This is a genomic window from Bradyrhizobium icense, from assembly GCF_001693385.1.
GTDB lineage: Bacteria > Pseudomonadota > Alphaproteobacteria > Rhizobiales > Xanthobacteraceae > Bradyrhizobium > Bradyrhizobium icense.
Genome location: NZ_CP016428.1, coordinates 5,634,240 through 5,659,858, shown reverse-complemented (window position 1 = coordinate 5,659,858; position 25,619 = coordinate 5,634,240). Strand labels below are relative to the sequence as shown.

23 protein-coding genes, 1 tRNA gene and 4 pseudogenes are annotated in these 25,619 nt (G+C 58.2%); 12 read left to right on the top strand and 16 right to left on the bottom strand.

The window, feature by feature from the left end; genetic code table 11:
- Positions 1–244 precede the first annotated feature (244 nt).
- Positions 245–523 (bottom strand): Txe/YoeB family addiction module toxin, encoded by a 279-nt coding sequence (locus LMTR13_RS39875; protein ID WP_083219503.1) that lies wholly within the window; start codon positions 521–523, stop codon positions 245–247.
- Positions 468–718: pseudogene (locus tag LMTR13_RS42930) on the bottom strand (SOS response-associated peptidase); the annotation flags it as partial. The gene LMTR13_RS39875 and the pseudogene LMTR13_RS42930, both read right to left, overlap by 56 nt.
- A gap of 190 nt (positions 719–908) precedes the next feature.
- Between LMTR13_RS42930 and LMTR13_RS26405 the strand changes: the two are divergent.
- From LMTR13_RS26405 to LMTR13_RS42925, 3 genes and pseudogenes are all read left to right on the top strand, one after another.
- Positions 909–1,199, top strand: coding sequence for a DUF2604 domain-containing protein (locus tag LMTR13_RS26405; RefSeq protein ID WP_065730334.1), 291 nt, complete (start codon positions 909–911; stop codon positions 1,197–1,199).
- Positions 1,192–1,815, top strand: coding sequence for a putative metal-binding protein (locus tag LMTR13_RS26400; protein ID WP_065730333.1), 624 nt, complete (start codon positions 1,192–1,194; stop codon positions 1,813–1,815). The genes LMTR13_RS26405 and LMTR13_RS26400 overlap by 8 nt, the downstream gene beginning before the upstream one ends.
- A pseudogene (locus LMTR13_RS42925) lies at positions 1,812–2,102 on the top strand (Mov34/MPN/PAD-1 family protein); the annotation flags it as partial. The gene LMTR13_RS26400 and the pseudogene LMTR13_RS42925, both read left to right, overlap by 4 nt.
- A gap of 11 nt (positions 2,103–2,113) precedes the next feature.
- On the opposite strand, the gene LMTR13_RS42920 reads toward LMTR13_RS42925, so the two are convergent.
- Positions 2,114–2,311, bottom strand: coding sequence for a hypothetical protein (locus tag LMTR13_RS42920; RefSeq protein ID WP_236843535.1), 198 nt, complete (start codon positions 2,309–2,311; stop codon positions 2,114–2,116).
- On the opposite strand from LMTR13_RS42920, the gene LMTR13_RS26390 reads away from it, so the two are divergent.
- Positions 2,304–3,839: an E2 ligase fold family C protein gene (locus LMTR13_RS26390; RefSeq protein ID WP_065730331.1), complete on the top strand. Its 1,536-nt coding sequence runs from the start codon at positions 2,304–2,306 to the stop codon at positions 3,837–3,839. The genes LMTR13_RS42920 and LMTR13_RS26390 overlap by 8 nt on opposite strands.
- 211 nt (positions 3,840–4,050) lie before the next feature.
- Here the strand turns inward: LMTR13_RS26390 and ahpD are convergent, their stop codons facing one another.
- From ahpD to modA (LMTR13_RS26355), 7 genes and pseudogenes are all read right to left on the bottom strand, one after another.
- Complete coding sequence (gene ahpD / locus LMTR13_RS26385; protein ID WP_065730330.1) at positions 4,051–4,596, bottom strand: alkylhydroperoxidase, AhpD family; 546 nt, start codon at positions 4,594–4,596, stop codon at positions 4,051–4,053.
- Positions 4,597–4,602: 6 nt separating this feature from the next.
- Positions 4,603–5,157: a peroxiredoxin gene (locus LMTR13_RS26380; protein ID WP_065730329.1), complete on the bottom strand. Its 555-nt coding sequence runs from the start codon at positions 5,155–5,157 to the stop codon at positions 4,603–4,605.
- Positions 5,158–5,638: 481 nt separating this feature from the next.
- The gene (locus LMTR13_RS26375; RefSeq protein WP_065730328.1) at positions 5,639–6,190 is read right to left on the bottom strand and encodes a DUF2478 domain-containing protein; all 552 of its coding nucleotides are present in this window, start codon (positions 6,188–6,190) and stop codon (positions 5,639–5,641) included.
- 273 nt (positions 6,191–6,463) lie between these two features.
- Entirely contained in the window at positions 6,464–7,159 is a 696-nt protein-coding gene (gene modA, locus LMTR13_RS43865; RefSeq protein ID WP_418219725.1) for a molybdate ABC transporter substrate-binding protein, read from the bottom strand.
- Between the two features lie 365 nt (positions 7,160–7,524).
- Positions 7,525–8,607, bottom strand: a pseudogene (gene modC / locus LMTR13_RS26365) (molybdenum ABC transporter ATP-binding protein); the annotation flags it as partial.
- Positions 8,604–9,281 (bottom strand): molybdate ABC transporter permease subunit, encoded by a 678-nt coding sequence (gene modB, locus LMTR13_RS26360; RefSeq protein WP_065730325.1) that lies wholly within the window; start codon positions 9,279–9,281, stop codon positions 8,604–8,606. The pseudogene modC and the gene modB, both read right to left, overlap by 4 nt.
- A 30-nt stretch (positions 9,282–9,311) precedes the next feature.
- Positions 9,312–9,905 (bottom strand): molybdate ABC transporter substrate-binding protein, encoded by a 594-nt coding sequence (gene modA / locus LMTR13_RS26355; protein WP_236843499.1) that lies wholly within the window; start codon positions 9,903–9,905, stop codon positions 9,312–9,314.
- A gap of 401 nt (positions 9,906–10,306) precedes the next feature.
- Here modA (LMTR13_RS26355) and LMTR13_RS39865 point away from each other — a divergent pair.
- Both LMTR13_RS39865 and LMTR13_RS26350 read left to right on the top strand, forming a co-directional pair.
- Positions 10,307–10,547 (top strand): annotated as a pseudogene (locus LMTR13_RS39865) (cation:dicarboxylate symporter family transporter); the annotation flags it as partial.
- A gap of 118 nt (positions 10,548–10,665) precedes the next feature.
- A tRNA-OTHER gene (locus LMTR13_RS26350) sits at positions 10,666–10,737 on the top strand.
- A 940-nt stretch (positions 10,738–11,677) separates the two neighbouring features.
- On the opposite strand, the gene LMTR13_RS26340 is transcribed toward LMTR13_RS26350, so the two are convergent.
- Positions 11,678–12,418: a hypothetical protein gene (locus tag LMTR13_RS26340; RefSeq protein WP_065730322.1), complete on the bottom strand. Its 741-nt coding sequence runs from the start codon at positions 12,416–12,418 to the stop codon at positions 11,678–11,680.
- Positions 12,419–12,563: 145 nt separating this feature from the next.
- Here LMTR13_RS26340 and LMTR13_RS26335 point away from each other — a divergent pair, with 145 nt between their 5' ends.
- The 4 genes from LMTR13_RS26335 (at position 12,564) to LMTR13_RS26320 (ending at position 15,520) form a co-directional block, all read left to right on the top strand.
- Entirely contained in the window at positions 12,564–13,148 is a 585-nt protein-coding gene (locus LMTR13_RS26335) for a hypothetical protein (protein ID WP_156795810.1), read from the top strand.
- 126 nt (positions 13,149–13,274) lie between these two features.
- The gene (locus tag LMTR13_RS26330) at positions 13,275–13,739 is read left to right on the top strand and encodes a mobile mystery protein A (protein ID WP_065730320.1); all 465 of its coding nucleotides are present in this window, start codon (positions 13,275–13,277) and stop codon (positions 13,737–13,739) included.
- Positions 13,726–14,325, top strand: coding sequence for a mobile mystery protein B (locus tag LMTR13_RS26325; RefSeq protein ID WP_065730319.1), 600 nt, complete (start codon positions 13,726–13,728; stop codon positions 14,323–14,325). Before LMTR13_RS26330 ends, LMTR13_RS26325 begins: the two co-directional genes overlap by 14 nt.
- 7 nt (positions 14,326–14,332) lie before the next feature.
- Positions 14,333–15,520 (top strand): restriction endonuclease, encoded by a 1,188-nt coding sequence (locus LMTR13_RS26320; protein WP_197520923.1) that lies wholly within the window; start codon positions 14,333–14,335, stop codon positions 15,518–15,520.
- Positions 15,521–15,579: 59 nt separating this feature from the next.
- Here the strand turns inward: LMTR13_RS26320 and LMTR13_RS26315 are convergent, their stop codons facing one another.
- The 5 genes from LMTR13_RS26315 to LMTR13_RS26300 form a co-directional block, all read right to left on the bottom strand.
- Complete coding sequence (locus tag LMTR13_RS26315) at positions 15,580–16,794, bottom strand: TIR domain-containing protein (protein WP_236843140.1); 1,215 nt, start codon at positions 16,792–16,794, stop codon at positions 15,580–15,582.
- 155 nt (positions 16,795–16,949) lie between these two features.
- Entirely contained in the window at positions 16,950–19,397 is a 2,448-nt protein-coding gene (locus LMTR13_RS26310) for an AAA family ATPase (protein ID WP_065730317.1), read from the bottom strand.
- Positions 19,394–19,570, bottom strand: coding sequence for a hypothetical protein (locus LMTR13_RS41955; RefSeq protein WP_197520922.1), 177 nt, complete (start codon positions 19,568–19,570; stop codon positions 19,394–19,396). Before LMTR13_RS41955 ends, LMTR13_RS26310 begins: the two co-directional genes overlap by 4 nt.
- A gap of 725 nt (positions 19,571–20,295) precedes the next feature.
- On the bottom strand, positions 20,296–20,712 hold the full coding sequence (locus LMTR13_RS42905; RefSeq protein WP_236843138.1) for a DUF3223 domain-containing protein: 417 nt from the start codon (positions 20,710–20,712) through the stop codon (positions 20,296–20,298).
- Positions 20,713–21,003: 291 nt separating this feature from the next.
- Positions 21,004–21,963, bottom strand: a complete 960-nt coding sequence (locus tag LMTR13_RS26300; RefSeq protein WP_065730316.1) for an SIR2 family protein — start codon at positions 21,961–21,963, stop codon at positions 21,004–21,006.
- Positions 21,964–22,073: 110 nt separating this feature from the next.
- Here LMTR13_RS26300 and LMTR13_RS26295 point away from each other — a divergent pair, with 110 nt between their 5' ends.
- Complete coding sequence (locus LMTR13_RS26295) at positions 22,074–25,238, top strand: AAA domain-containing protein (RefSeq protein WP_156795809.1); 3,165 nt, start codon at positions 22,074–22,076, stop codon at positions 25,236–25,238.
- Positions 25,166–25,612, top strand: coding sequence for a C-terminal helicase domain-containing protein (locus LMTR13_RS43110; protein ID WP_197520921.1), 447 nt, complete (start codon positions 25,166–25,168; stop codon positions 25,610–25,612). Before LMTR13_RS26295 ends, LMTR13_RS43110 begins: the two co-directional genes overlap by 73 nt.
- Positions 25,613–25,619: the final 7 nt, after the last annotated feature.

Below are 25,619 nucleotides of genomic sequence, written 5' to 3'. Positions count from 1 at the left end.
CGGGAGTGATGGCGCGTTGCGACATTTGCCGTTGGGCCGCTACCTGAGTCTAAACATCTTTGAAAGAGGCTCCCGAACTAGGGGGCCTCTTTCGCCGTTTAAAGCCCTCATAACTTCCCCCAACAAACCGAGACCAGCCCCCTTCAAGGGCTGTCTGTGGTATGCTTAGCGTTAAGCAATCTATACTTCGGCTTGCGCACGCCTCCGAAATAGGTCTCGGAAGGCGGGATTGCGGACCAGCAGCTCAGTAGTGGTATCGACATTGAGCGATGTCGAGTTGCTGGGTCTCGCCCTTTCCAATGAGGCGGTAAACAAGTCGATGCTCTCCGGTAATGCGCTGCGACCACCAACCCTTCAAATCATGCTTAAGGGGCTCCGGTTTCCCGAGCCCCTTATGTGGATTGCGCTTGATGTCCTTGATTAGATCGTTAATGGCTTGGTGAATTTTTGGGTCTTCCTTCTGCCATTGGGAACGGCTTGGATTTGGTGCCGCGGTCGCCCCTGAACTCGGTCCCGATGCCAGCGCAGGCACAGAGCGGCCGATCCTCGTTTAGCGCGAACCATACGACATCCTTCTTCTTCGTTTCGGGGGTCGGTTCGGTGCGTATTTGGCAAAGCCGTTGAAGGGCACGAGGCATCGGTTGTCCAGCTTGAGCCACATGCGCCAGTGTGGCGACGACGTGTTCCGGATGTTGCTCACTGGCGGGCCGCCGGTCTGGGCGGCTTAAGCCGCAACGGGTCGGAGATGTGGACGAAAAAGCGCTAACGCCTGAAAACTGCGTACGCACGCGCCAAATGAAGGCTTTTCGATTGCGTCTTGTGGCATGCTCCCTTTTTTAACACCTCGTCCCCTGCATACAATCGGCAGCATCGATTCCAAGCGCCGCCCACACACAAAAGGACCAAAAATGAAGAATGAGAAGAAGGCGGGAAGTGATCAGGGCGCGGATTTCGTCGAATTCACGATGGTCGTGAACGGTCAGCCTGTCGTCATTAAGGCCGTAGAGCAGCAGCCGCTGCATGTGGTCCGCCAAAAGGCGCTGGAGGAGACCAAGAACCTGGCTCAGCCGCCCGAGAATTGGGAGATCAAGAACGAAGCGGGCGAGCTGTTGGATGCGGACACGAAGGTAGGCGAGTTTGGATTTGGCAATGAAGTGACGCTGTTCCTGAGTCTCAAGGCTGGCGTGGCCGGTGGCTGATCTCCAAACTGTCGATCCCGAGGTCTCGCGCGTAAAGTTCGAGCGGGAGCTTGCCAACTATCGGAGCATGGAATCGGCCTATCGCAAGAGGGGCTGGATCCTGCTTGACGCAGAGTTTCCGGAAATTTTCGTGGTTTTCGCGGCGACTAAGCCGAGACCGCCTCCGATCGTCGCTGCCATCGTGCTGAATTTTACGGATTACGATCTGCGGCCGCCCTCCGTCAGGTTCGTGGACCCTTTCACGCGCGAACCGATACCCGCCAAATTGCTCCAGGTGCAAATGCTTCGCCGTGCGGCAATCCCCGGCGCAACTCCCGAAACCATTCGGGCGCTGGCCCAGCAGGGCGGGGTGCAAGTGACAAACATGATTCAGTACAACAGCCCTGATGATCGGCCATTTATTTGTCTTCCCGGCATTCGCGAATACCACGACAATCCCGCTCACACCGGTGATTCTTGGCTGATGCATCGAAGCTCTGGCGAAGGATCCTTAGTTTTTATCCTCGAAAAGATCTGGCACCACGGGGTATCACCGATTGAGCATTATCAGGTGCAGGTGCAGGTCCAGATCCCGGCGGTAAACGTGCTGGCCTCATTACTGGCCGTACCGGAATGAATCAGATCGCGGACGTTACGGTCCTTTCGGTACCGCGTGGCTGCGTGGACGAAGTCCATGCCCATTTGCGGAAAGTGGGACGTGAAGGTCATGAAGGTCTCGGCCTTTGGGTAGGCCGTCAGACGGGGCACCATTTTCAGGTACATAGGACTCTGATTCCCGCCCAGCGCCACATACGTACTGCCGACGGGGTGTGCGTCGTAACAGGACCTGAAGAGCTGCATCGCATAAATGTATGGCTGTACCGGGAGAAGCTTGCGCTCATTGCCCAGATACACAGTCATCCCGGCCGAGCCTATCATTCCAGCACGGACGACGAGTACGCGATCGCCACGACGGTGGGGTGCTTGTCTTTGGTCGTGCCGGACTTCGCGCGAGCGCCCTTCGATCTCAGGAACGTCGCATCGTACCGGCTTGACGGGGCTGGAGTGTGGCGCCCCCTGTCGGTTGGCCAGGTTACGCGGATGATTTTAATCAAGGATTGAACGATGGCCATGGCCAACTTCATGGACCGTGCGGCGTCGGCGGCGTCGCGGGTGCTGACCAATTTCAAGGTGTCGGCGTTCGAGGACAGGCTTGCCGCGCAAGTGATCGAAGTGTCTTTCGACGGCGCAGCCGTGCAGTCGCCGGAAGGCAGGGCCAGCCTGGATATGATCATCAGGCTGTTGTCGCGTCTTTATCCGACGATCGCGCTGCTGCCGCTCGATGCAAAAGCGAAGGATCATGCTCCAATCCTGGAGTTCCTGGCGAAGTCCATAAATCCTGAGATCGAGCTGGCCAAGACCAGAAAGGCCGTCACAGTTTCCGTGGTCGTTGGAAGCAGTCCGTCGCGCACTAAGTGTCCGACCTTTTTCATCGGCTCGGACGGATGGAGAGCCAAGCTTTCGAGCCGCGGTCTGATTGGCTCCGGCGAGTCGATGAATCCGTTTGGCGCGGGAGCTGCGTCATGCTTCGCCGCAGCCAATGTCTTTCGGACGGTATTTGCCGACCAGCTGGATCAGGGCGACGCTGACGAACTTATCGACCTATCAATGCTGACCTACGCCCAGGGTACCCCTGACTCCGGTCCGAGCTTTGAGGGAACGGATATCGGCGAGACTCACCTCGTCGGGCTCGGCGCGATCGGGAATGGCGCTATATGGGCCTTGGCTCGAGCAGTGGGCCTTAAGGGATCGCTCCGTCTGGTGGACCATGAGGAGGTCGATCTTTCGAATCTGCAGCGATACGTGCTGGCCGGCCAGTGCGATGTTGGTTCACCAAAAGCGGATCTGGCGCGTGCCGCGCTCGCGGACACGGTGCTGGAAGTGTCGGCGCATTGTGCCAAATGGGACGTCTATGTGAGCGACCGGAACGATTGGATGTTCGAAAGAGTCGCTGTCGGATTGGACAACGCTCCGGACCGCATTGCCGTGCAGGGGGCGTTGCCGAAATGGATCGTAAACGCCTGGACACAGGAGCTTGATCTCGGAGTGTCGCGCCATGGCTTTGATGACGGCCGGGCATGTCTGGCCTGCCTTTACTTGCCTCATGCGAAGGAAAAGGACGAGGACGAGAAGATGGCTGAGGAGCTGAAGATGCCGGAGGCTCAACAGGAGATCCGGGATCTCCTTCAGACGAACAGGCCGGTGGATGTAGGATTCGTCGAGCGTGTCGCCAAGGCCTTCGACATCCCGTCCGAAGCCCTTAAAGAGTTTGTCGGCCAGTCCGTCCGATCGTTTCACCAGCGGGCAATCTGCGGGGGGATTGTTATGCGCCTGACAGACGGAGCGCAGTCTGTAAGAGCCGTTGTGCCGATGTCATTTCAGTCGGCTCTCGCTGGTATAATGTTGGCGGCGGATCTCGTGAAGCATGCTTCCGGGCTTCTGAACCTGCAGACCACAAGCACACGGATTAACCTGCTTCGTCCACTAGCGTCGCATCTTCACGATCCCAAGGCAAAAGATCCGTCAGGACGGTGCATCTGCGCCGACGAAGACTTCTTAGCTGCATACCGACGAAAGTACCGAAGCTGCAGAGCTCCTTAACTTCGATCTGATCACTATTGGAAGGCCTCGCCTGACGGTAGGCGCCGCGAACGTGCGCTCCAGCCGGACGCGCTATTTTCTTTTGGAGAGGGCTGCCAAGCTATTGAAATTGCTGAGGGGGGCGCATTCTCCCAAATGCGCCTGAAGTTGTTGGATTATCAACCGCATTTCGATTCCAGAACACCCTCGGCAAAGAGCGCGGAGTGGTGGATCACTCCACCGCCTGGGTCACGCCCATGCCGGCCGCCTCGATCGCAACCGCAACCGACTGCACGATCGCGGCAAAGCGGACCGCGGTCTGGATGGCCGCCGAGCTGACGCCGGCTTCCCGCAGCGCCTTCTCATGGGCGTCCATGCAGGCGCCGCAGCCGTTGATGGTGCTTACCGCCAGCGACCACAGCTCGAAATCGGCCCTGTCCACGCCGGGATTGCCGATCACGTTCATGCGCAGCCGCGCCGGCATCGTCTTGTATTCCGGATTGGAGGCGAGGTGAACGAAGCGGTAGTAGACGTTGTTCATCGCCATCACAGAGGCTGCGGATTTCGCCGCCGCGACCTCGGCCGGCGTCATCACGACGGCCGCCGCAGATTCCATTGCGGCGATCACCACGGGATTGCGGGCCGAAATCGCGGTGGCGAGCAACAGCCCGTATTTGCTCTGCGGTGATAGCGTCTCATCCGCCATCATCGACGCCAAGTTGAGTTTCACGTCCTTGGCGAAATCGGGGATCTGGTCCTTTAGCTGTTCAATCGACATGATGCCTCAAGCAACCTTCAGGGTTTCGCCGCCGATCTCGCGGTTACAGGCGCAGAGCTCGTCGGTCTGTAGCGCGTCCAGCACGCGCAGCGTGTCCTTCGGGCTGCGGCCGACATTGAGATTGGTCGCGTAGACGTGCTGGATCGTATTATCGGGGTCGACGATAAATGTGTAGCGATAGGCGACGCCGTCGGGCGAACGCACGTCAAGGCCATCGACCAGCCCGCCCTTGGTGTCGGCAAACTGCCAGATCGGCAGATGGTGCAGGTCCTTGTGCGAGCGCCGCCAAGCGAGCTTGCAGAACTCGTTGTCGGTCGAGCCGCCCAGCACGACCGCATCGCGGTCGGCAAAATCTTTCGACAGCCGGGCAAACTCGGCAATCTCGGTTGGGCAGACGAAGGTGAAATCCTTAGGATAGAAGAAGATGACTTTCCATTTCCCAGGGAAGCTGTTCTCCGTCAGCGTCTCGAACGCGCTCTGCCCGTTCTCCTCGTGCAGGTGAAAACCGGGCTTCACGCCTGTGATTTCGAACGACGGCAACTTACTTCCAATTCCAAGCATTTTATCCTCACAAGATTGCTTCGCGCGGAGAGAGATGATTCCGGCCTCAAGCGAAGCAAGCGATATGCCAGGTGATCTCGCGGTTCAACTGGCGGAAATGCAACAATCGGATGCTCGTCGTGGAGGCATCTCAACAACATGGTTTCGATTGAATGGTCCTGCCGTCCTGCATCAATAACTGATGCCGTGCTCGACCGGTTGTGCGCCTTCGAACGATTAGCTCAAGCCAACTGTTCGGGTCTGTTATAATGCCAAAAGAATGCGCTTGATTAAGATGAAACCCAGCGCGCGGCAATGTTCCGCCAAGCCACTGATCGCCCTCACGACGCGCACGAGAACCGCTGATTTGAGGTGGAGCGGGAACTGGGACTGACGGTGTTTTGATCGATGCCAATGACGCGGCGGACGTTCTCGGGGCCAAATTGTCGATGCCCTCCCGCCCGTGATCAGCCTGTCGGATCTGATGATCGGTAAATAGCCGCTAACGGGGGATGCGCGGCAGGCGCAGGGCGATGTCGCGCCACCATCTCTCCACGACCTGGCGCTCGCACAGCAGCGTCGTACCGACATTCCCGGTGAAAGTCCGCCAGGCGGCACGGCATTTTTCGGGGACGGCGGTGAGGAGCGGCACGCCAGCAATGATCGCATCAGCAAATTCGTCGCGCAGGCCCCGGCCGGATGCCTCCTGATTGGAGAATTTGTTGATCACGAGGAGATCGACGTGCCGCTTGATCGCGCGGGACACGACAACTGCGGCATCGGCAAGCCCATTAGTATCGAGCTTACAGGACATGGCGCTGCTGCCGAGTGGCTGACAGATCGGAATCTCGCGCCCCGTCGCAACCTCGAGCACGAGCATGGTTTTCGTGCCGTTTGCGCCCTTGAAGTTTCGCTGGACGATGCCGCCGACGCGCACGCCTTGCCGCGCGAGATCCCGGGTGAAGTCGGCGAGCAGTGTATCCGCGTCTTGTTCCGGCCTGTAGAGGATAGCCGCGACGCGCTTGGGATCGATCTCGGCGAGGTTGGCGATCATAGGCTTAATCCTCTCGGATCGTTTCACACCGCGGCGCTTGCCTGTCCAGCATCTACTGCTGGCGTAGATGGCGCGGTGCCCTAGCGTTCAGAGGTCGTGAACCAGCCAGACGACCCTTGACCTGGGCGAATACGTCCATTCCATAGTTGAGCCTTAGCGCATAGGCAGCGGCGCGTCATGCGCGCCGTGCTGGAGATCGCCGCCACACATTTAGCCCGTACACTGAACTGCGCATCGATCGCAAAGCTAGCGAGCCTACCGCTGAAGGCGATTTCAATCCGGTCTGGTGTGGCTGTCCTCACGGGCTTTCCTTGCACTGCACTTCTCGATCAACGTTGCGGTGAGGATTACCGCAAGGCCGAACATCACCATGCCCACGGCGAGCCAGCTTGGCCACGGAGGCGTTCGGCAGCGGCTGCACCACGAAAGACAGAGCGTACAAAACCGATCCGACCACGAGCCCGGCAAAGGTGAAGGCGAGGGTGCCTCCGCCCCAGAGAGAGGCGAGAATCCCGCGACCAGCTCCGGCTGCGTCGACTCCCAGGTGCCGAGCGCTTTCACAGCGTGCTCCGCGGCTGCGCCATAAAGCGCCGCGGCCGGATTGTAGATCGACGGTTTTGTAAAAGTCTCCGCGTCGTTCACAAACTTCTGAGTCGAACTCCACAGCACGAGGTTGCCGATCGCATAGGTGAAGCGGCTTTGCGGAAGCGCGAGACGGTTCTCGACCAGTTTGCTCGGGCGAGCATCGTCGGCCGAGAGAAGCACCTCAAACGGCGCCCCTTGCGCGATCTGGCCGTAAAACTGTCCGCTCGCGCCAAAGCTCAACGGGGCCTCGCCCGGTCTTCTGCTTAAACGACGCTGCATCTCCTTGGCCGGCATGGTGAGGTTCGCGGCGACCGCCACATCGATCTCCGCCGCTTCTGCATTTCCGACCATAAGCAGCGTCAGAATTGAATTGATCAGGATCAATCGGGTAAGCGTCATCGTGAATTCCTGGGACGGGGCCGCTGCGGTGGCTTTGGCCGCGGCGGGTCTTTGCTCCTCATCCCAGCAATCGGCGTGCCATTCGGGAACATGGTGCGCGCCTTGGTTGACGACAGTGAAAAGCGCATAGCTGCCAGCGTGCCCGTGGAATGCTAGGGGGTCGCTTTGTCAGCTTCCGATAACGGCGTCTTCAATCGGACATGCGTGGCACGACAAGAGTGGAGGCTTAAGATGACGCCGCTCGCCTCTCGTGCCGAGCTTCTCGTTTCACCCGCGGCGCTTGCCTGTCGAGGATCTGCTGTTGGTGTGGAAGCCGCTATGGTTTGCAATGGCGGTTCAGAGGCCGAGAGCAGCGAGACGCGCTCGAGTTGGGCGAATACGTCCACTCCATCCTTGAGCCCTAGTGAATCAAAGGAGAAACGCGTGATGCGCGCCAAAATCTCCGTGCCCGAGCCCCCGGTGCCGAGAGCAAGTACCAGCGTGATCTCAGTCGCGCCGAGCGGCAAACAGGCTCTGATGCGCGCCGGAAAGACATTGAGGATGGAGCCTGCGCGCGGCGCTTCGCGCGCGACGCTGACGTCGCAGGCAGCGATGCGCAGCCGTTGGTGCACGCCGAGTGCAAGCGGCGGCGCCGGCACCAACAGGCGCGCACCTTTGAGGCGGAGAAGAAGAAGCCCATAGCGCCCATCATAGCCGCTCACCACGGCATCAAGGCTGATGGCGGCTTCGCGGCTCGCCGCAAGCGGCAGCGCAGGATCGCTCTGCAAGACATGCAGCGGCCCAGCCGCGGTTACCATGCCGCGCTCCATCATAACGAGATAATCGGCAAAGCGTTCGATCTCCGCCATGTCATGGCCGATGTAGATCATCGGCAGCGCGAGCTTCTCGGGCAGGCGCTCGACGAACGGCAGAATCTCACGTTTGGCGCAGCTGTCGAGCCCGGCAAGCGGCTCGTCCATCACAAGCAGTCTGGGCTGAGACAACAGCGCGCGACCCATGGCGACGCGCTGCCGCTCGCCGCCGGAGAGATGCGAGGGAGAGCGGTCGAGCAGCGGCACTAGGTCGAGCAGTTCGACCACCTCATCAAACGCGATCGGCATCGGTTTGGGTTTGGGCGCACCGTAAAGCAAGTTGCGCCTGACCGACAAATGGGGAAAAAGACCCGCCTCCTGAGACACATAGCCAATGGGACGCAGATGCGGTGGGCGGAAGGTAGTCTCGTCCTGCCATACCTCGCCATCGATGGCGCAGAAGCCGGCCGGCAAACGCTCCAGGCCAGCGATGCAGCGCGCCACCGCAGTCGTGCCGGACCCTGGCGGGCCGAAAATCGCCGCCACGCCTTTGGCCGGTACGCTGAATTGCGTATCGAGTGGAAAGCTAGCGATACTGCCGCTGAAGGCAATTTCAATCCGGCCCGGTGTGGCTGTCCTCACGTGCTCCTCCTTCTGCTGGATTTATCGATCAAGGTTAAGGTGAGGACTACCGCAACGGCGAACATCGCCATGGCGCCGGCAAGCCAGCTTGCTTCGCGCCAGCGCGACTCTTGGACAAAGTCGAAGAGAAAAGCCGACAGCACCTTGGTGCGCCCAGGAATGTTGCCGCCGATCATCAGCACGACGCCAAACGTGCCGATCGTATGCGCAAAGCCAAGCACGGCGGCTGTCAGAAGACCCGGTCGCGCCAGAGGCAGGGCGACCGTGAAGAAGGCATATAACGGTGAGGCGCGCAGAGTGGCCGCGATCTCCAGCGGGCGGTCACCCATGGCAGCGAAGGCGTTGCGGATGGGCTGCACCACCAAAGGCAGCGCGGACAAAACCGATCCGACCACGAGCCCCGCAAAGGTGAAGGCTAGCGTGCGCCCGTCCCAGAGAGAGGCGAGAAGGCCGACCGGGCCGAGCAGGGCGAGAAGATAAAAACCGAGTACTGTTGGCGGCAGCACGAGCGGCAGCGCTATGATCGCGGCCACCGCCTCATTCCAAAGGCTCTTCGAGCGTGCTAGCCACCACGCGAGCGGCGTGCCAACGATCAGCAGGATCACGGTCGTCACGCTCGCGAGCTCGATCGTGAGCCCGAGCGACTGCCAGATTTCTGGTGAAAAGCCATCCATGCGCGTCAACCTAAGCGTTCGAGCATACAGTCATGCTCGCGCAATGCTTGCGTAGACTACCGGGCCCCTTACGGAAGGCGCGCGTCGCTCGGTTATTGCGTCAGTCTCCAACCGCACCACGTCCTGCGAGATCGGGTCACAAACTCCTGCGGCACGAGCCAGCGCGAAACGGGTCTTGCTGTCTGCGAGTTGCGGAAGCGGGGCGGCGCTGAGCTCGGCATATTCCGTCCCGACGAATTGGTAGGCCTGCGTGATGGTGGCGCCCTCGACCGGCTCCAGTTGCATGCCCTCATAGACGTCGATGGCCTTCGTCGCTTCCACTGCAGTTGCGCCAAAGAGCGCCGCGGCGGAGTTGCAGATCGACAATTTTAGGATAGATGCCGTCGTGAACGTGTCGGAGCCGTTCACGAACTTCGCCGTCCTGCTCCAGAGCACCAGGTTGCCGCTAGCGTAGGTGAGCCGGCTTTCACGTTCGGCGAGAATATCCTCGCCCAATTTCTTCGGGCGGGAATCGTTGGCCGTGAGAATCATTTGGCACGACCCGCAGTGCGTAATCTGGCTAGAAAGCTGTTGGCTCGCGCCGAACACGGCCTTCTGTCCGGATTTCTGGTTGAAGGGTGCGATGTCCCCGGCCGGCTCGGTGAACTTGGCGGCAACTGCGACATTGATGTTCGCCGGTTTTCACTTCCGAGCATAAGCGGCATCAGTGCTTTGATCGGGATCAATCGAGCGCGGCTCATCGGGCAGTCCTGAGACGGGGCCGCTGCGAGCGCTTTGGCTTGCGGCGGGTTTGCTCCTGATCCCAGCAATTGGCGTGCCGCTCGCAGAATCTGGTGAGCGCCTTGCTTGGCGAGAAAACACGCGTAACTGCCTGCTTTTGGATGACGTTGCCGATTGTCGGACTTCCGACATCGTCGTCTGAACCGGACAAGGTGGCCGCTCGTGTGATGTCGGTCGCCTCTCAACGCGCGGCGACCAGATATTCGAGTTCGTATTTGGGGAGGAAATCATGACAAGATCGAAAACTGCGGCGGTCCGCGCGGGCGTCTCGACCTTCGTACAACCTCCTTTATGTCCAGGTGCTGATCGCGATCCTGATCGGTGTCCTCGTCGCTGCTGTCGCCGTCTCTCGCAACTAATAACTGGTTCAAGGCACTCGGCGACGACTTGATCAAGCCGATCAAGATGGTGATCGCGCCGATCATCTTCTGTGAGGTGGTTTCCGGCATCGCTCGCATCCGTCATGCGAAAACGGTCGGACGCTTATAGGCCCCAATGAACCAACCGTGTGTGTAAGTTCAATGGGTTAGATGTGGTAATCTACCACGTGCCAGACGCAGGAAGTTGATGAGATCGCAAGTTTAGGCGCAATTTCAGTGGTTTAGCTCCCTTCGTCTAGCGGTCAGGACGCGGCCTCTCGAGGCTGAACAGGGTTCGATTCCCCTAGGGAGCGCCAGCAAACTCAGGCACTTAGGTAGCCATCAGCCGCGTTCGTTGAATAATGGTTGAATAAGACGCTGGTGAACAGCGGCGAACGCTTGGGAAATTTGCTGCCGACATAGACTAGTCTCGGTGCGATGCCCCACTGTGGCTGGCGCATTCGCAAAAAATTTCCTCGTCGCCTTTGGTGTCCGGAAATATTCAATCCGCCGCTGATGCGCGCTGCCGTACGCGAGCGCCCTCGGATGTTCGAATTGACGTTGCTCGTCCCACCATCAACTCTTGTCCTGTCCGAGCCTTGTGCGAATAGGAGGCCATGTGAGATTCAATCGACGAGAGAAAACTGGCGGATAACAGTCACAAGTCAGTCTATCCGCTCCGAATGCGCAGAACCGAGCACGATGCCATTCACGCAGCGGCTCACCTGCACGATTGACGATGTATGCGAAGTGACCGGCTTGGGACGCACGAAGATTTGCGAGTTGATAGGAGCTGGGCGTATCGTCACGACAACGATCGGACGTCGGCGACTAGTAGTAGTGCGCTCACTTCTGGCGCTGCTTGACACCAACATGTCGAACTAATGGAGGTGCGACTTAAGGGAGCACCCCACTTTGAATCCCCTTTATCTCAGGCAATCATTTTGATGACACGACCGTGCTCACTTAGCCGGTCGAGCTCGTCCGCCCACCACCACATCATCCGTACGCGCTTCTGCCATCAGCTAGGCTGAACTCGGTCCATTCCGCCTGTCGCAACTCCCAGATCGCACAAAGAAGCGGAGCCAGGCTCGGCGCATACCTCTGCCGGGCGAAGAGGACAAGGCCTTTACCGATCAGGTGCGTGACTGGGCGATGAAGCTCAATGAGGGTACTCAAGTTTCTGCGCGCCCCGCAGATCTGGCGCAGTTCGCGCATACCGTGCCCAGCCGCTGACTTGCGGGGTCAGGCACCTGCTTAGGTCCGGGTCAGATCGCGGCCAACATCCTCAAGGCAGGAATCGCTTTCTGAGCTGAGCTTATCCCAGAGGATGTGGGCCTGGTCTACGCGATCGGCGCGCATGACCGATTGATCGAGTTTTTCAAACTGATCGAACTGTGCGGTTGGCATCAGGCCGTTCAACCGCCCGCTCGCGAACAGAATATAAGCGGACACCGCTTCGGTAACGCGCGCCAGCGCCTTAATCGCGTTCGTTATCTTATTCGTTGTAACCAGCAGATGAGCCACTTCTTCACGTTTCTGCGGTGTGCCGGCGTGGGCAAGATACGCATGGCTCCATTTCGCGAGTTCGTCCGCGCCGCTATTGTTCAGCCAGCCTTCAACCGTATCGATGAGGGCTAACGGCAATCGATCCTCGCGGTTGCGGTTGGTCGACGCAATGCCTGACAGTCTGTCGAATTGTTCGTGGGCCATTTGCGAGGTGCCCCACGCCTTTGGATCCGATGTATGGCCCCAAAACGCGCCGGAGCCCGCGCGCTCCAGCATTTCGTTGTGTTGGACCGCTGCATAGTCGTAGGGCAGCCCATCGTGGCAGACGTAGTTTTCCCGCGTGAACAGATTGAAATTTCGCCGCACATCCTTGATGAGGCGCCGCAGGGAAATAACATCGGAGCCACTATCGACGAGACGGCGTATGATAAGACTCCAGAGCCGGTCTTCGCTCAGGCGGCACATCGCATTGCGATAGCGGCGTCTCATTGTCTTCGGTCATCGGGGCCAGCATATAGCGTCACGGCAGCACGATCATCATCAAAGAGTCCGTTCAAAACGGACCAATACCTGCGTACGGCGCTATACTCGAAGGATGCGAATCGAAAGCGCGATAGTGCGAACACTGGCAATTGTGGACAAGACGCTCCGCAGTGAGTTCGCGGATGATTTTGACAAGCGTTGCCTATATGCGGCTTTTGCCGTGTTTGCGTTGTTGCAGGATGAAGGCTTCGACACCTGCCTCGCCGGCGGGGATTTCGTAGCGTTCGTTGTTGCCCGCTCGGGGGAACGAGCCGGTCTGCAGGGATTTGGCTACGGTAGCGACCAGCCCTCGCATTTCTGGGTCGAGGTTCAGGATACGATTGTCGATCTGGGGCCGCATTATCTGCCGCACGGCTCGTCCTTCGCGGCGGCCGCCATGCCACTGGTGGCGTGGCAGCTCTCTGATGGGCTACCGGTGTATCTGCGGTATCGCACGCATATGCGTTACGATCCCGCGGTACAGCTGCAATCCTTTCCCGACGTGATGGCGCGGAAGGATCGCTTCGTTGCCGGATGCCGCGCGAAGTATGCCGCCCAGCGTGGTCAGCCGCGGCTGCCATCCTGGCTGCTGACTGGCCCGTTGGCATTGGAACTGGCCGCGCGTGAGGGGGACGTCTGGGCCAGGAACGCTCTTAGGTTCGCGGCTGGAATCGACAGAAGCCAGCTCCCCTTTTGAATTTCAAAGGGTTAGCTGGCAGGCCATGACCTGATTTTATTCATAGAATATCAACCTAGACCCTGATATTATGGCGTGAGACTAAGGTTAGAACCTGAGAATAGTCTTCTGGAATCAGGCTATACTATGAAAACCGGTACACGTCACCGCGCCCGACAAAGGCTCGACGATCGTCTCCAGGGGCTCAAGCCCGTGGAGCGGTTCCATGCGCCACCGAAAGGGTGGGTGCGCGCCATCCGTGATGCCCTCGGCATGACGGGTGTGCAATTTGCACGAAGGCTCGCTGTCCGGCCGCAGAGCGTCGAGACGTTGGAGCAATCGGAAGAGAGTGGCAGCATTCAGTTGAAGACGCTGCGGCGCGCAGCAGAAGCCCTCGACTGCACGCTTGTCTATGCGCTCGTACCAAACGACTCCCTTGAAGGCGCCGTACTCGGGCGGGCGCGCAAGATCGCAAAGCGCGAGCTCGGCCGGGTTGCGCACACGATGAGGCTCGAAGCCCAGGAGACGGCCGACGGCAACACGGACGAGCGGATTGACGCCTATATCCGTGAGAATGTGAAGGAGCGGGATCTCTGGAATGACCGAGACTGATCTGTTTCAGGAGCCGAACGACGCGACGCCGCTCGATCCAGCGCTGCGCGGCGACCTGATCCAGACATGGGTCACAACGCGCGCCGACCTCAATGAAGCCGAGGAAGAAAACATCCTGAAAGGAGCGGTGTGGGGAGGCCGTCGCCGCGGCGGCGCCGAGGCGCTGCTCGACGAAGGCTTCTCGAAGAACCTGCACAAGCAGATGTTCGGCGAAGTGTGGAAGTGGGCGGGAAAGTATCGCCAGAAGGAACTGAACATCGGCATCGATCCGCATCTGGTTGCCGCCGAAATGCCGGTGATGTTCGATAACGTACGCTTCTGGGTAGAAAATAAGACCTTCCCGCCCGATGAAATCGCGGTGCGGCTGCATCATCGCCTGACGCAGATTCATGGTTTCCCGAACGGCAATGGCCGGCATGCGCGCATGATGGCCGATTTGTTGATCGAAAAGCTCGGCGGCAAGGCCTTTACTTGGGGCAGCGGCACCATTCACGAAACTGGCGCATTGCGCGACGCCTATGTCGCCGCCCTCCAGGCAGCGGACAATCACGATATCGCTCCGCTTATGAAGTTCGTGAGGTCGTGAAGGGATGGTGACGAAGTCGATTCCGACGAAAACGACCGGTCCCTTGCATTTCGAGGATCTGGAGCCCCGCCGGTTTGAGGACTTGGTGCGCCGTCTCCTCTACGATTTCAGGCAATGGCGTGAGCTTGAGGCTACGGGGCGAACCGGGAGTGATGAAGGGTTCGACGCGCGCGGCTATGAAGCTGTGCAGGGTAACTTCGACGGTGGAATTGATGGCGACAACGACGATGATGATGGCAGTGAGAACCGAACCGATAGCGACGTAAAGGACCGCGTCTGGCTAATTCAATGTAAACGCGAAAAATCCATTCCGCCGAAAAAGATGGCGGCATATCTGGATGCGCTTCCTCGCGGCCAACAGCTCCATGGAATCATCTTCGCCGCCGCATGTGATTTCTCCAAAGCGGCACGCGACGCTTTCCGAACCAGGACGCGGGAGCTTGGGTTCCAGGAAGCATATCTTTGGGGCAAGGGCGAGCTGGAAGACATGCTCTACCAACCCAAGAATGACGACGTATTGTTCACGTTCTTTGGAGTGTCAAAGCGGATCCGCCAGCGTTCATTAAGCGCGGAGGTGCGCCGAAAGCTCGTCGTCAAACGTAAGGCGCAGCGATTGCTGCAGAGTTTCGGTTTGGAAGTTCTGGTGAGAGACGCCAGTGATGACCGCTATCCATATGCCGATGAAACACAGCGCGAGAAACTCCGGGCGAGACGATGGTGCGTCTATCGGTATGAAGGCTGTCACCATGACGGACTACATGTCCTAAGACACCGCCATCTCGCATTCATCGATGATGGTGGCGTGGCCTGGGATTTTGCGGAATGCATGGACGACTCCGCCCCGCACAACAATCCGTGGCGCACGGAGGACGACGAGAAGCTTGTGAATCAACTCGCGGCCGCTCGTGCGAATGCTATGACCATTTGGGACGCGTTGCCGGAGAAAAACAGGGCTTGGCTCGAGGAATACCTTGTACTTCCGTACGATTCAGTCATCGATATCGACGACAAAGGCGATGAGTGGTTTGAGGGCCCGCACATTTACGTGGACGAGTTCGATGCTGTGCGAGGTCCATTTCGCGACTACCGACGAGTAAAGCTCCGTACTATCGGGCAATGGTCGGCGCGGCATGCGAAGGCGAACCCGGAAACGAGAGTGAAGAAATTTCCCCGCGATGAAGCGCTCGATCGGTGAAGGTGCAGTTGCGCAAATGTGGATTTGCGGTCATTGGCACCCCTACTTGCCCGCCATAGCTACTTCTTCATCGCGATATTCCAATCGATATCGAATCCTGCAGCCTGCAATTCACGGCTCAGGGCCTGTTTCCACGCGCCGCCGGCATCGAATGGTTCATAGACAACGCCTCCAAAGTCGGAGGGCACCTCAATATCGCCGCGCTTGAGCGCGCAGACACGTGCTCGTCCGAGGCGGCCGATGAAATACCCTAATTCGAGCAAGACGTTCTGTCGCGCGCGGGGCTGGAGATCATCCCTGTTCTTCATGCCGCCGATGTCATCTGGCGTCAGCAAAATGACGGCAAAGCCGACTTCGCCGTGTGCTTCAATCTTCTCAATGATGGTGCGGCCTTGGTTGGCCTGTTCGTGCAGAATGATCGCCTCGAACTCGAGCTGTTCAAGAAATCGGGCGACGGACTCGCGCGCGCCCTCATCGTGGCCGTGGACGATGAAGACCTTGCGTGCCGCCGGACCAGAGCGGACCGGCAGCAGAGTGGCTTCTGTCGTACCCGTGGCCCTCTTGACATGCTCGATGTAATCTCGCGCAAACGGTACGATCATCTGTGCGGCCATGTTCTGCACATTGGCCGTCAGCTTGTTCCCGGCATAGTAAAACGTGTGCGAGAAATCCATGGCCGCGTCAGGGATCCGGGCGAATCTGTCGATCAGGAGAATAACCAAGCCGAGCTCTTTCTGCGGATCGCTCGGCCATTCCAGCGTGGCGCTGCCGACCATGCCACCTTGTGTCGCTTCTCCTGACTTGATCCAGGCATCAAGATCGATATCCGCAATCAGAGCGCTCGAAATCGGCTCGAGCGTTTCCGAATGAAGCAGGCGCGACAGCTTTTTGATGTGTCGGTCGAACGTATTGAATTCGGCCGAGCGCAGGTCGTTCACGGTGTTTTCGATCTGCCTCATAATGCCTTGGTCCACGTTTCCACCCACCGTCCTGTCTCCGTCCGCCAGTCTCGCCGCTGCAGCACGCGCTAGAATGTCTTCTTCATATTTCTGCTTGAGCTCAGCCACGAGGTTATCGACCATGGTGCTGCTCCGAAAGCCGCTCACCTTTTGGTCAATCGCTAGTTTCATGTCGGCTATGGCGCGCTCGACGCTTGTTTGATCATGGGGATCAAAGTTGACGGTCGTGAGCTTGCCGTCCAGCGCTTCGGCGACCTGGCTGAGAAGCGTCATCTCGCGCTGAAGGTCATCTAGTCCCTTGATCTTGAAACCCATGGATGCTCCTGCGAATCACGCCGCAGCATGACCTAATCCCGATATTGAACGGAGAGATCAGCAATTGAGCAAGTGAAGGCCTGGTGTCTTCCGTAAGTGATTGTTCCAAATAGAGAATTATGAGGATGGCAATGGTTTACGAAAAAGATACGCGTCTACTTGGGTTTCGATTTGAGATTTAGGGTGACCTTGTTGCAGGCGCAACGCAGAGACTCGGGGATTGGTTTGGGCGAAGCGTAAAGCCACGAGCCGCAGTCATCGCAGCGAAAGCATTCGAGCAGGCTCTTGAACGCGGCGATGACGGGTTCAAAATCTTTTTTGCCGAAATTGGCCCATTCGTTGTAATGCACCGCCTTGTTGACGGCCCACTGTTCAACGCTGCGTGCGCCGTTTGACTCGGATAGCGCCGTCTTGCGGCTAAGAGCCTCCTCTTTTGCCGCGGTATTGCCCCAGGATTGGGCGGCATCCGCAGCTTTGCCGCAGAGTTCGTTCATGCGAACCAGAACGCTCGGGAGTAGTTCACCAAGCTCGTAATTTCCGTCGCTGCGGAACGCAGGCCGCGCCGCCAGCTGGTCTGCTAGGTGCCGAGACGCATATTCAAGATGACGCCGCAATCCATGGGCGGCGGTTTCGACCTTGCCGCGCGAAAGTGCGGCCGCGATTTCGTCCCAGATTTCTTCATTTGATTCGACAAGCGGACCTGTATCAACGGTCCAGCTGTGAAATGCGAGCGATGTCTTGGTGGTAACCAGACCTGCCGAGCGCATCTGCTCCGCCCAAAGGCGGTCGTGGGTCGTAATGATAAACTGGGTATTGGGGAAATACGATTTTAGCAGCTTGCAGAATTGATAGCGATGTCCGGAATCGACGGACATGACCACGTCGTCGAGCAATGCAAGCGTGAAGCGATCTCCGAAAAGACGCTTCATGAGTGCCAGATAAAGGCACACGCCCATCCCGTCCTGATGGCCTTCACTGTGATAGGCACCCGGCGGAAATAGGCCGCGCTCGTAAAAATTGACGTTAAAATCCAGCTTGCCCTCGCTTGGGCTGAGCTTCGCCGTGAATTTCACTTCGTCGTCTTCGTTGACCGCCTTATAGTAAGTGCTGAAGTCCTTTTCGACGCTGTCATAGAGCGCATTGAGTTCGGTCTCCATGACATCGCAGTAGGCCTCATAAGCGGCTTTGCCGAGTTTGGCTGCTTTTTGGGCCGCGGTGCCTTTACGCATAGCCTCGCGATAATCATCGAGGCGCAACTGTGCCGTCGTAAGAAAGGTATGCGCGTCTACATGGGCTGTCTGGTCGGGTTTCGCGTCTACGGCGGCCCTAATAGCAACGAGCATTGTTGCGAGCTGACCCGGTAGACCATGCCAGCCGCGTTCAAGCCGCGATTTCATGCCGACAAGGCCCTGCAGGTCGGAGAGACCGCCTTTGAAGGTCTCAAGATCTTGCGCCCAGCGATCAAGCAGCTGGCGGGCGGCATCATTGTGCTCGGCTGCGATTCTGACAACTGGCGCAATGAGCCCGCCCAGCCGTGCGCTGTACTGTGCGAGCGTTGAACCAGCGCCGAGCATCTCAGCCTGAAGCTTGGCGGCTTCTCCAGATTTCGACAGCTTCGTTTCCAGATGCTTGCGCAGGTGATCTTCATTATCCCAGGAGTGATCACAGAGTGGACACTCGGCGCCGTCCAACAGTTCAAGGCCCTTCTCGATCAGAGCGCGGCGCTGAAATGCATCCAGGAGCGAGGGATCGGCTTCAAGATGGGCGATTGCCGCCAGAATAACTGTGGTGGGCTCTGCGCCGGCAGGCCCAATCTTCTCCAAGGCGCCGGAAAGGGCTTCAAGATCGCGCAATTGGGATGCCTTGTTGAACTCTGGCAGTTTATCGCCGCCGGAAAGTCCCGCATCGAGCTTAGTATCCGCTGCAAGCGTCGCGATCTCCGGCAGCCCGAGAGTCTTTCGCCGCGCATTGACCGCGCTGAGGAGGTCGGGCGCGCGGAATTCCGCAATCTGCAGGTGCCGCTGCAGCGTGTCCCGACTGGTATCGACCTGTGTCGACGCGAGCTTTTGCGCAGATTGAAGTCTGTTGCCAGCGGTGTTCAGGGCCGCGCGCGTCTGGCCGATCTCGTCAAGCTTCAAGATCGCCTGAATCTCTTCTGACCGTTTGGTGGGTTCGATCAAGATGAAGCGCAGAATGTCGCGGCGCGACAGTGTAATTTCGGGATGTCCGGCGATTTCGTCGAAGGCCGCCCGGATATCAGGTTCGTTGGGATTGATCGTCGGCTTTTTTGGAGCGGAAACTTTGCGCGTGATGGTCGCCGTCTTCCCAAGTTCCTGGAAATGAACGGTCAGGCTGACGAAGGCCGCGTCCGGAAATTTGGTCTTATCGACGTGGGGCCCATGCTCGGCGACGGACAAGCCCTTGGTGCCCGCACCGGTCAGACGACTCATCTTGCCAGTTAGCGCGAACTCGATTGCATCGATCACGCCGCTCTTACCCGATCCATTGGGACCGGATACCGAGAACGTATTCTTGCCGAACGTGATATCCAGCTTGCGAATACCACGTACCTCTTCGATATGGGCGCTCTCGAGCTTGATCATTCGATGTCGCCGGCGTCATCAGACGCGAATACCTTGGCGAAGTCGTCAGCCTTAGGCTTCTTATCCGCCGCTAAGAGACCGGTAATCTGCTCGATCTTTTTTGAATCGAAGTCCTCGTCCTCGGCCAATTTGGCGAGGAACTTGTCTGCAATCGTCTTCTGCAACGTGCTCATAAAGCCAATCTCGTCGATTCGCAGGTTTTTCCGCTACTGAAAAGATATCTTGGTCAGGTTCTGCCGCCATTCGATGATGCGCGGATCCGCTGAGGCATTGTCACAATACCACGGTGGGCATTAAGGATGGCCGACGGCGACCGGTTTGCAGCAAAGATCCGGATTGTTGTTGCTCGACCGATGTGGAGAATGCATGCAGTGGACGCCCACCCGCGATTGAGATCCAGTTCGGCGGCTGAGAATTGCGCGAGCAGAGCCTTGTTTGGATACTCCAACGTCCATCACGGAGCGGAGCAATAACGCGAGCTCTTCATCCGCCAGCCGCGTGCTATCAGGAATCGCAATGTGACCGTGTAGCCAGCGTCTTTTTCCAATGGGTCCATGGCGCGGACACCTCATCCTAAATCTTTACTGGCAACTTCACTTTCGGTCGCCGCTGACCCGCTGACATCGAGAGGTTTCGGTGTCGTGCAACGATCCGGAGCGTCGCTGCGCCGTGATGAAATAGCCGGAAGGCCTCCGCGACGGCTCTATCGACAAAGGTCGTGGTAGTCTGCGCGTCTGCCGGCAAGGTCAGCGTTCCATTAGGCGCGCCATGCTGCCAACCACGCGCGGCGCGGAATGTTATGACCAATTGCCCAAAAGTCGGATAAGCATGATCGAGATGGGCGTCAGGGAAAGCAAGCAACTCGCCGGTGAGGTCGCAAGGGACGCGGCCCGTACTATCAGCGAAAAGCGGTGAAATGACGTTTCTTCGCCGCCAGGAGATCGGCCGCCACGGCGGCTCTGCAGGCATCATAGAACTCCTGCGCATTCGACTTCGGTTGCCCTTTTACGGCCTGGATGTAACTGAGGTCGGTTTCGCTGCCGTCGACCCGACGCACCCAAAAGCCGGGTGTTGAAAAGCCTTCGCCAGCATTTTGGCGCCGGAAAAAATAGTCTATTCCACGCCCAATCTTCGTCGGTCCGTCGATGATGACGGCATCGTAACGCTCGAGAAGGGCGACAAGATCATCGTGATCAAGATAGTCTTCGACAGTTTGCTCGTCGGCATACCGCTTGAGCATGTTCTTGAAGTGATCAAGTGCGGCAGTTTGCGCCTTCCAGAACCGGCCGTTAGGAAGAGAAACAGATTTGGCCATCGTATAGAGCCTATCTAAGCTGATGTCGACAAAACGCCTCAGCATGAACGTAAGAGATGCGCAAGATGACACAAATCACATCGTGCCCCTATGGCCTCAATACCGCCGGCGGCTTTCACTCATGTTCGATATCCACAGGCGCCCACAGTCCATTAACGGCTACGGGGTTGATCATGCTATTAATGGTCTTGCCTCCCCCCTTGTAGGCCCTGATCCTCTTGCGTGCGATACGTGCACGTACGATGATTACTTATCGCTGCGACCCCGGCATTGACCAGAAATTCGCACCACTCATTGAATCAAGCCGGCCCCTCTAAGATTCGATAATTGATCGAACTTCCATTTTTTGTCTGCAATGAAGTCAACTCGATCATCGAGCTCTACAAGGAAGTCAAGTGAGCGCCGGTTGATCTGCAGGATGCCGAACTTCTGCTCGTACATCCTCCGAACGTCGGCATCGTCCCGAGGGAACACGGCGTACCATGGAATCTTTCTATCCTGTCTAAGACGAAAAAGCTCGGCTCCTATGTCCATATCCATGAAAGCGTATCCGATAAACAGTACGCAGCTCTGGTTGAAGTCGGAAAGGAATCGTTCGATCATACCTTTGTAATCGCCAATCATACGAAAGTAATCGAACATTGTAATGACGAGTCCTCCTTGCCCGATTTGGCGCGCTGCAAGCTCCATCGTCCCGTGCGGTTTGAACAAGGACATTCTGGGAGCCGGAGAATCCAGGTGCGCTGCATTGTGCCTTAGGAAAATCTCCTCCGTTTTTGGTTGCCCAATCTGAAGGCGCCAGCCCTTTTCGATGAGCTCATCATAATTCGTAGTGAAGAGCGCCTTCGGTCCGAGAAAGGGAAGCACAGCGTGTTGCCAAAGAGGTCGGGTGCAGTCGAATCGCGCCGTTAGATATTCCTCTATTGCCCCCCGTCCGGCCCGCGCTTCGGCCAAGGCCGCAGCATGCTCGAGTGTCATCATCCCGAGCGTATTCGGTCCAAACGCTCGCCTCTCTTCATCGTTGCACATGAACTCCAGCCAGATCTCATCCCGCAGCCGCAGCGCAGAAGGCAGGAGTTGACCTGCGCGGTTTTTGGCGCCGACCGAAGCCCCGGCGCCCAGGAAGATCGTCAGCCGGGAATTTACACGCCTCCAGTTGCTAACAAGGTTGTCGAAGTTCCCGTCAGGTGGAAGTAATTGCCGCTCGTACGGGTCGATGTCGTCCGGCTTCGGTCCATGGTCCTTGGTCATCGAGAAAGTCCATTTCCGCTTGGATAAATCGTCGAAACAAGCATCGGCCATTGTTTCCTGCCGACATATGTTTCTATTGTTTGCAACTTATCGTTTATAGGGTCCGATTCGTGAGCTCACCACAATATCTTGGCGACAAGTACCGGATCGTTCGCACGATTATTCGCGGCGACAGGACTGGTCGTTTTCCGTATCTTTACGAGGTGAGCGATGCCGGCATGTTCTTGTTCGCCCGTACATGGTCACGGACCGGCGAGTCTGCCGATCTAAGGGCGCTTTGGAACCACGAAATCCGAAGCCTTCTCCGCCTCGGAGGATATCCCAGAGCGGGACAGTATTTCGTTCAGCTGCGGGACCTCGGCATTGAAGAGAAAAGGTTCTATGTCGTTCTCGATGCTGGCGACCGCCAGCCGCTCGCGCAAATGCTCGCAGATCGCGGACGCCGGCCTTGGCTAAGAGATGTCTCAACACCGGCGCGTCGGCGAAAGGTTTGGGAAGGGCTGCGCCGTATCGCAACTGCAGTGAGCATGCTGCACGAGGAAGGTACTATTCACCGGGCCATCTCGCCGGCTGCGGTGTTCAGCGACGACCGCGGCGACTGTGATTTTCGCTTAAGCGGCTTCGAATGGTCGCTCCGCGTCACATCAGCGTCGCCCGTCGGACGCGATGGTTCCAACAAGGTCGATCGGTTGCGGGCGCCGGAGCTCGAGAAATCGGATGCGCGGTATTCATTCGCGACAGATTGGTTTGATTTCGGTGTGCTCTGCACGGAGATTTTTGGGTTCGAGCCTTCCGGTAGAGGAACCAAGACGGTCGAAAGACTGCGTGAAGTCGTTTTGAACCTTGCTTATCTCGGCCCTCCCGAGCGAGCTCTCATTCTTGGTCTGCTCGAGCCTGATCCCGAACGGCGATTTACCGACAGTGCCACCATCTTGCAGGGGCTTTCGGAGGCGCATGCCTCGGTACGCAACCGAACGATCGTCATCGGAAAGCCATTGTACATCGGCTTCAATCTGGGGGCGGGCTCCCGTCTTTCCGAAGCCATCGCTGATATAACAGCGAACGCGGCCAAGGGGGCCATTCGAGCAGCAGACGTTGAGGCACAGCTTGACTTTATCCGAAGAGACTTGACCGGAGACTTGCAACTCCTCGTCCGGCAGACGCCCTCTCAGCACTACGTGCTGAACGGTCGTCTGCTTCAGTACCGCGTACAGCGATGGGAGAGGGATACGCCGACCTGGGACGTCGGATTTTGCCAGTCCGCCGACCCGCCTTCGCTGGATCCGACGGAGAAAGTAGCTTCGCTCGATGGGCGGAAGATTGAGGTGCGGGCGGCGCCGAAGCTTTCACGAGACTTGAACCGGGCGCGAAGCATCGGCGCGGCCTGGGATGCCGTATTCCCGTTCGAGTCAACCACTACCGAATTGGACGATGCTCAATATCAAGTATTGGAGTTCTTCAAGATCACGAACCAATTGGACGCGTTGCTGACGGCCGCCCAGATCTGGCCGGTTCGCGTCGTCGAGGTGGAAGAGCAGACAGAAGGCGCTGTCGTCGAGGTAACCTCGGTTCCCGACGGACAGCGCGATGAGCTCGCGTTGAACTTGAAGCTCTCACGTTCAGCCGATCAGATGAGAGACTTTTTCACGCGGGATGCTGTCTCTATGCCTCTTGCGGAAGAGTCGGATTTTACGCTGGCCTATGAAGGCGTTTTGGGGCGCGGCGAACAAGAGACCAACATCCGCTGGCGTTTCGACCGCATGATCTTTCACCCCGGCGGGATCAGGTATCGCTTTTATCATGAAGATGCGGGCCTTCCAGCTCCGACGTTGGATTCCCGGATGTACCTGATGCCGTCAGGTCTCGGCGGAACGATAGCGCAACTCAAGCGGCGTCAGAGGGCGATCGACGGCATGCGGAGTCATGCCGGTCTACTGACCGCGATTGCCGATCCCGATAGAGCACGACGGGATACGACCGATAGCCCAGGCAGCAGCAATGCTATCGAGAGCATGGATGAATCAAAGCAGCTCGCGCTCAACCGAATTTGGAAGACACAGCCCCTGTTCGCGCTCCAGGGGCCACCGGGGACCGGAAAAACGCGGCTTCTCGAGACGTTGACGACCCGCTTGCTCGAAGTCGATGTGTCGACGCAGGCACTGATCACCGCACATTCGCATGAAGCGGTCCGGCATGTTCGGCGCAAGCTTGCCGAACGTATCGCGACCTTGCCGCAGACCACGCGTCCGATCGTCGTCCGTCTCGACGACAGGGAAGACGCCGACTACGTCTCCCGCACCACTGCTCGTTTGGCCAGAGCGATTTCGGACAGCCCGCTGGCGGCGTCTGCCCCAACCCACATCTTGGAGCGGGCAAGATCGATCGCGGCGGATCTGGAACAAGGCAAGCCGGCAACGCGAGACATACGCAGTCTGGAATCGCTGGTTCGCCAAGCGGCCAATGTTGTGTTCGCAACGTCGAACTCGGGGGAGCTTGCGCAGTTGCTGGAGGATAACCGGCGCTTCGATTGGTCGATCGTGGAAGAGGCCGGAAAAGCGCACGGTTTCGACCTCGCTCTGGCGCTTCAGGCAAGCTACCGGGTGCTGTTGATCGGTGATCAGGAGCAGCTTCCTCCTTTCAATTTCGCAGCGCTCGAGGGCTTGTTCCGCGAGCCCCCTCGCATTCTGAACGCATGGAAGAACGGAGCTGGATTTGCTCCCGGCCTGGTCGGTCGTGAGTATGTCGGATTGGACGATGAGGATCAGCAGAGGTTCGCCGAGAGCTGCACCGTCTGGCTCGATATGGTCCAGTTCTTTGCGGAAATGTTTCGACGCTGCCAGAGAAGCGTGGTCGCGGAAGCGCCCATCGCCATGCAACTTGAATTGCAGCATCGGATGCATCCGGACATCTGCGAAATGATCTCGCATTGCTTCTATCGCGAGAGGCTGCGGACGCATAAAGATGCTATCGCGAGATTTCAGAGCGAAGGTCCGCCGTTCGGCGTCGTGACCAACGCATGGATGCCGGAGCAGCGCATCGTCTTCGTAGACTTGCCCTGGATGCAGGAGGTCAAGCAGGCGACAGGTGAGGTGGGAGGAGCCGACGGCAAGCGCCGATACACCAACGCCGCGGAGATCGATGCCGTCGTTCAGGTATTGTCGCAGTTTACTCGCAAGCCGGGACAGACTGCCATGTTCAGATTTTGTCGCCCTACCGCGCACAAGTTCGCGAGATCATATCGGCGGTTTCCGACAGAATCGCTTCGGGAAAGCTGAAAAACCTGCTCCATCCTGAAATCGACATTCGCCAGGCAAAGCGGATGGGCGCAACGGTGGACGAATTTCAGGGAAGTGAAGCGGACGTCGTGGTTGCCTCGCTCGTGCGCAACAATGATGAGAAGGTCGGCAAAGGTCTTGGGTTCCTGGCCGACCGGCGTCGTTTCAATGTTCTGCTAAGTCGGGCAAGGCAGAAGCTTGTCCTGGTGGGCAGTTGGAATTTTCTGGCGAGCCGGGTGGACGTCTCTTCGGAACCGAACGAGGAGGACGAGCTTGCTCACATCACCAGATTGATGCGGTGGTTGATCGCAGAGGAGAAGCGCGGCCGAGTGAAGCGAATTCAGCCGAAGGACTTTGGAGGGGCTCAAAAGTGACGGCCCG

Bases quoted from the DNA above. Each gene is read 5' to 3' on its own strand.
- LMTR13_RS26405 (WP_065730334.1), top strand. From the start codon at position 909: ATGAAGAATGAGAAGAAGGCGGGAAGTGATCAGGGCGCGGATTTCGTC.
- LMTR13_RS26390 (WP_065730331.1), top strand. From the start codon at position 2,304: ATGGCCATGGCCAACTTCATGGACCGTGCGGCGTCGGCGGCGTCGCGG.
- LMTR13_RS42920 (WP_236843535.1), bottom strand. From the start codon at position 2,311: ATGGCCATCGTTCAATCCTTGATTAAAATCATCCGCGTAACCTGGCCA.
- ahpD (WP_065730330.1), bottom strand. From the start codon at position 4,596: ATGTCGATTGAACAGCTAAAGGACCAGATCCCCGATTTCGCCAAGGAC.
- LMTR13_RS26380 (WP_065730329.1), bottom strand. From the start codon at position 5,157: ATGCTTGGAATTGGAAGTAAGTTGCCGTCGTTCGAAATCACAGGCGTG.
- LMTR13_RS26375 (WP_065730328.1), bottom strand. From the start codon at position 6,190: ATGATCGCCAACCTCGCCGAGATCGATCCCAAGCGCGTCGCGGCTATC.
- modB (WP_065730325.1), bottom strand. From the start codon at position 9,281: ATGGATGGCTTTTCACCAGAAATCTGGCAGTCGCTCGGGCTCACGATC.
- LMTR13_RS26340 (WP_065730322.1), bottom strand. From the start codon at position 12,418: ATGAGACGCCGCTATCGCAATGCGATGTGCCGCCTGAGCGAAGACCGG.
- LMTR13_RS26330 (WP_065730320.1), top strand. From the start codon at position 13,275: ATGAAAACCGGTACACGTCACCGCGCCCGACAAAGGCTCGACGATCGT.
- LMTR13_RS26325 (WP_065730319.1), top strand. From the start codon at position 13,726: ATGACCGAGACTGATCTGTTTCAGGAGCCGAACGACGCGACGCCGCTC.
- LMTR13_RS26315 (WP_236843140.1), bottom strand. From the start codon at position 16,794: ATGGGTTTCAAGATCAAGGGACTAGATGACCTTCAGCGCGAGATGACG.
- LMTR13_RS26310 (WP_065730317.1), bottom strand. From the start codon at position 19,397: ATGATCAAGCTCGAGAGCGCCCATATCGAAGAGGTACGTGGTATTCGC.
- LMTR13_RS41955 (WP_197520922.1), bottom strand. From the start codon at position 19,570: ATGAGCACGTTGCAGAAGACGATTGCAGACAAGTTCCTCGCCAAATTG.
- LMTR13_RS42905 (WP_236843138.1), bottom strand. From the start codon at position 20,712: ATGGCCAAATCTGTTTCTCTTCCTAACGGCCGGTTCTGGAAGGCGCAA.
- LMTR13_RS26300 (WP_065730316.1), bottom strand. From the start codon at position 21,963: ATGACCAAGGACCATGGACCGAAGCCGGACGACATCGACCCGTACGAG.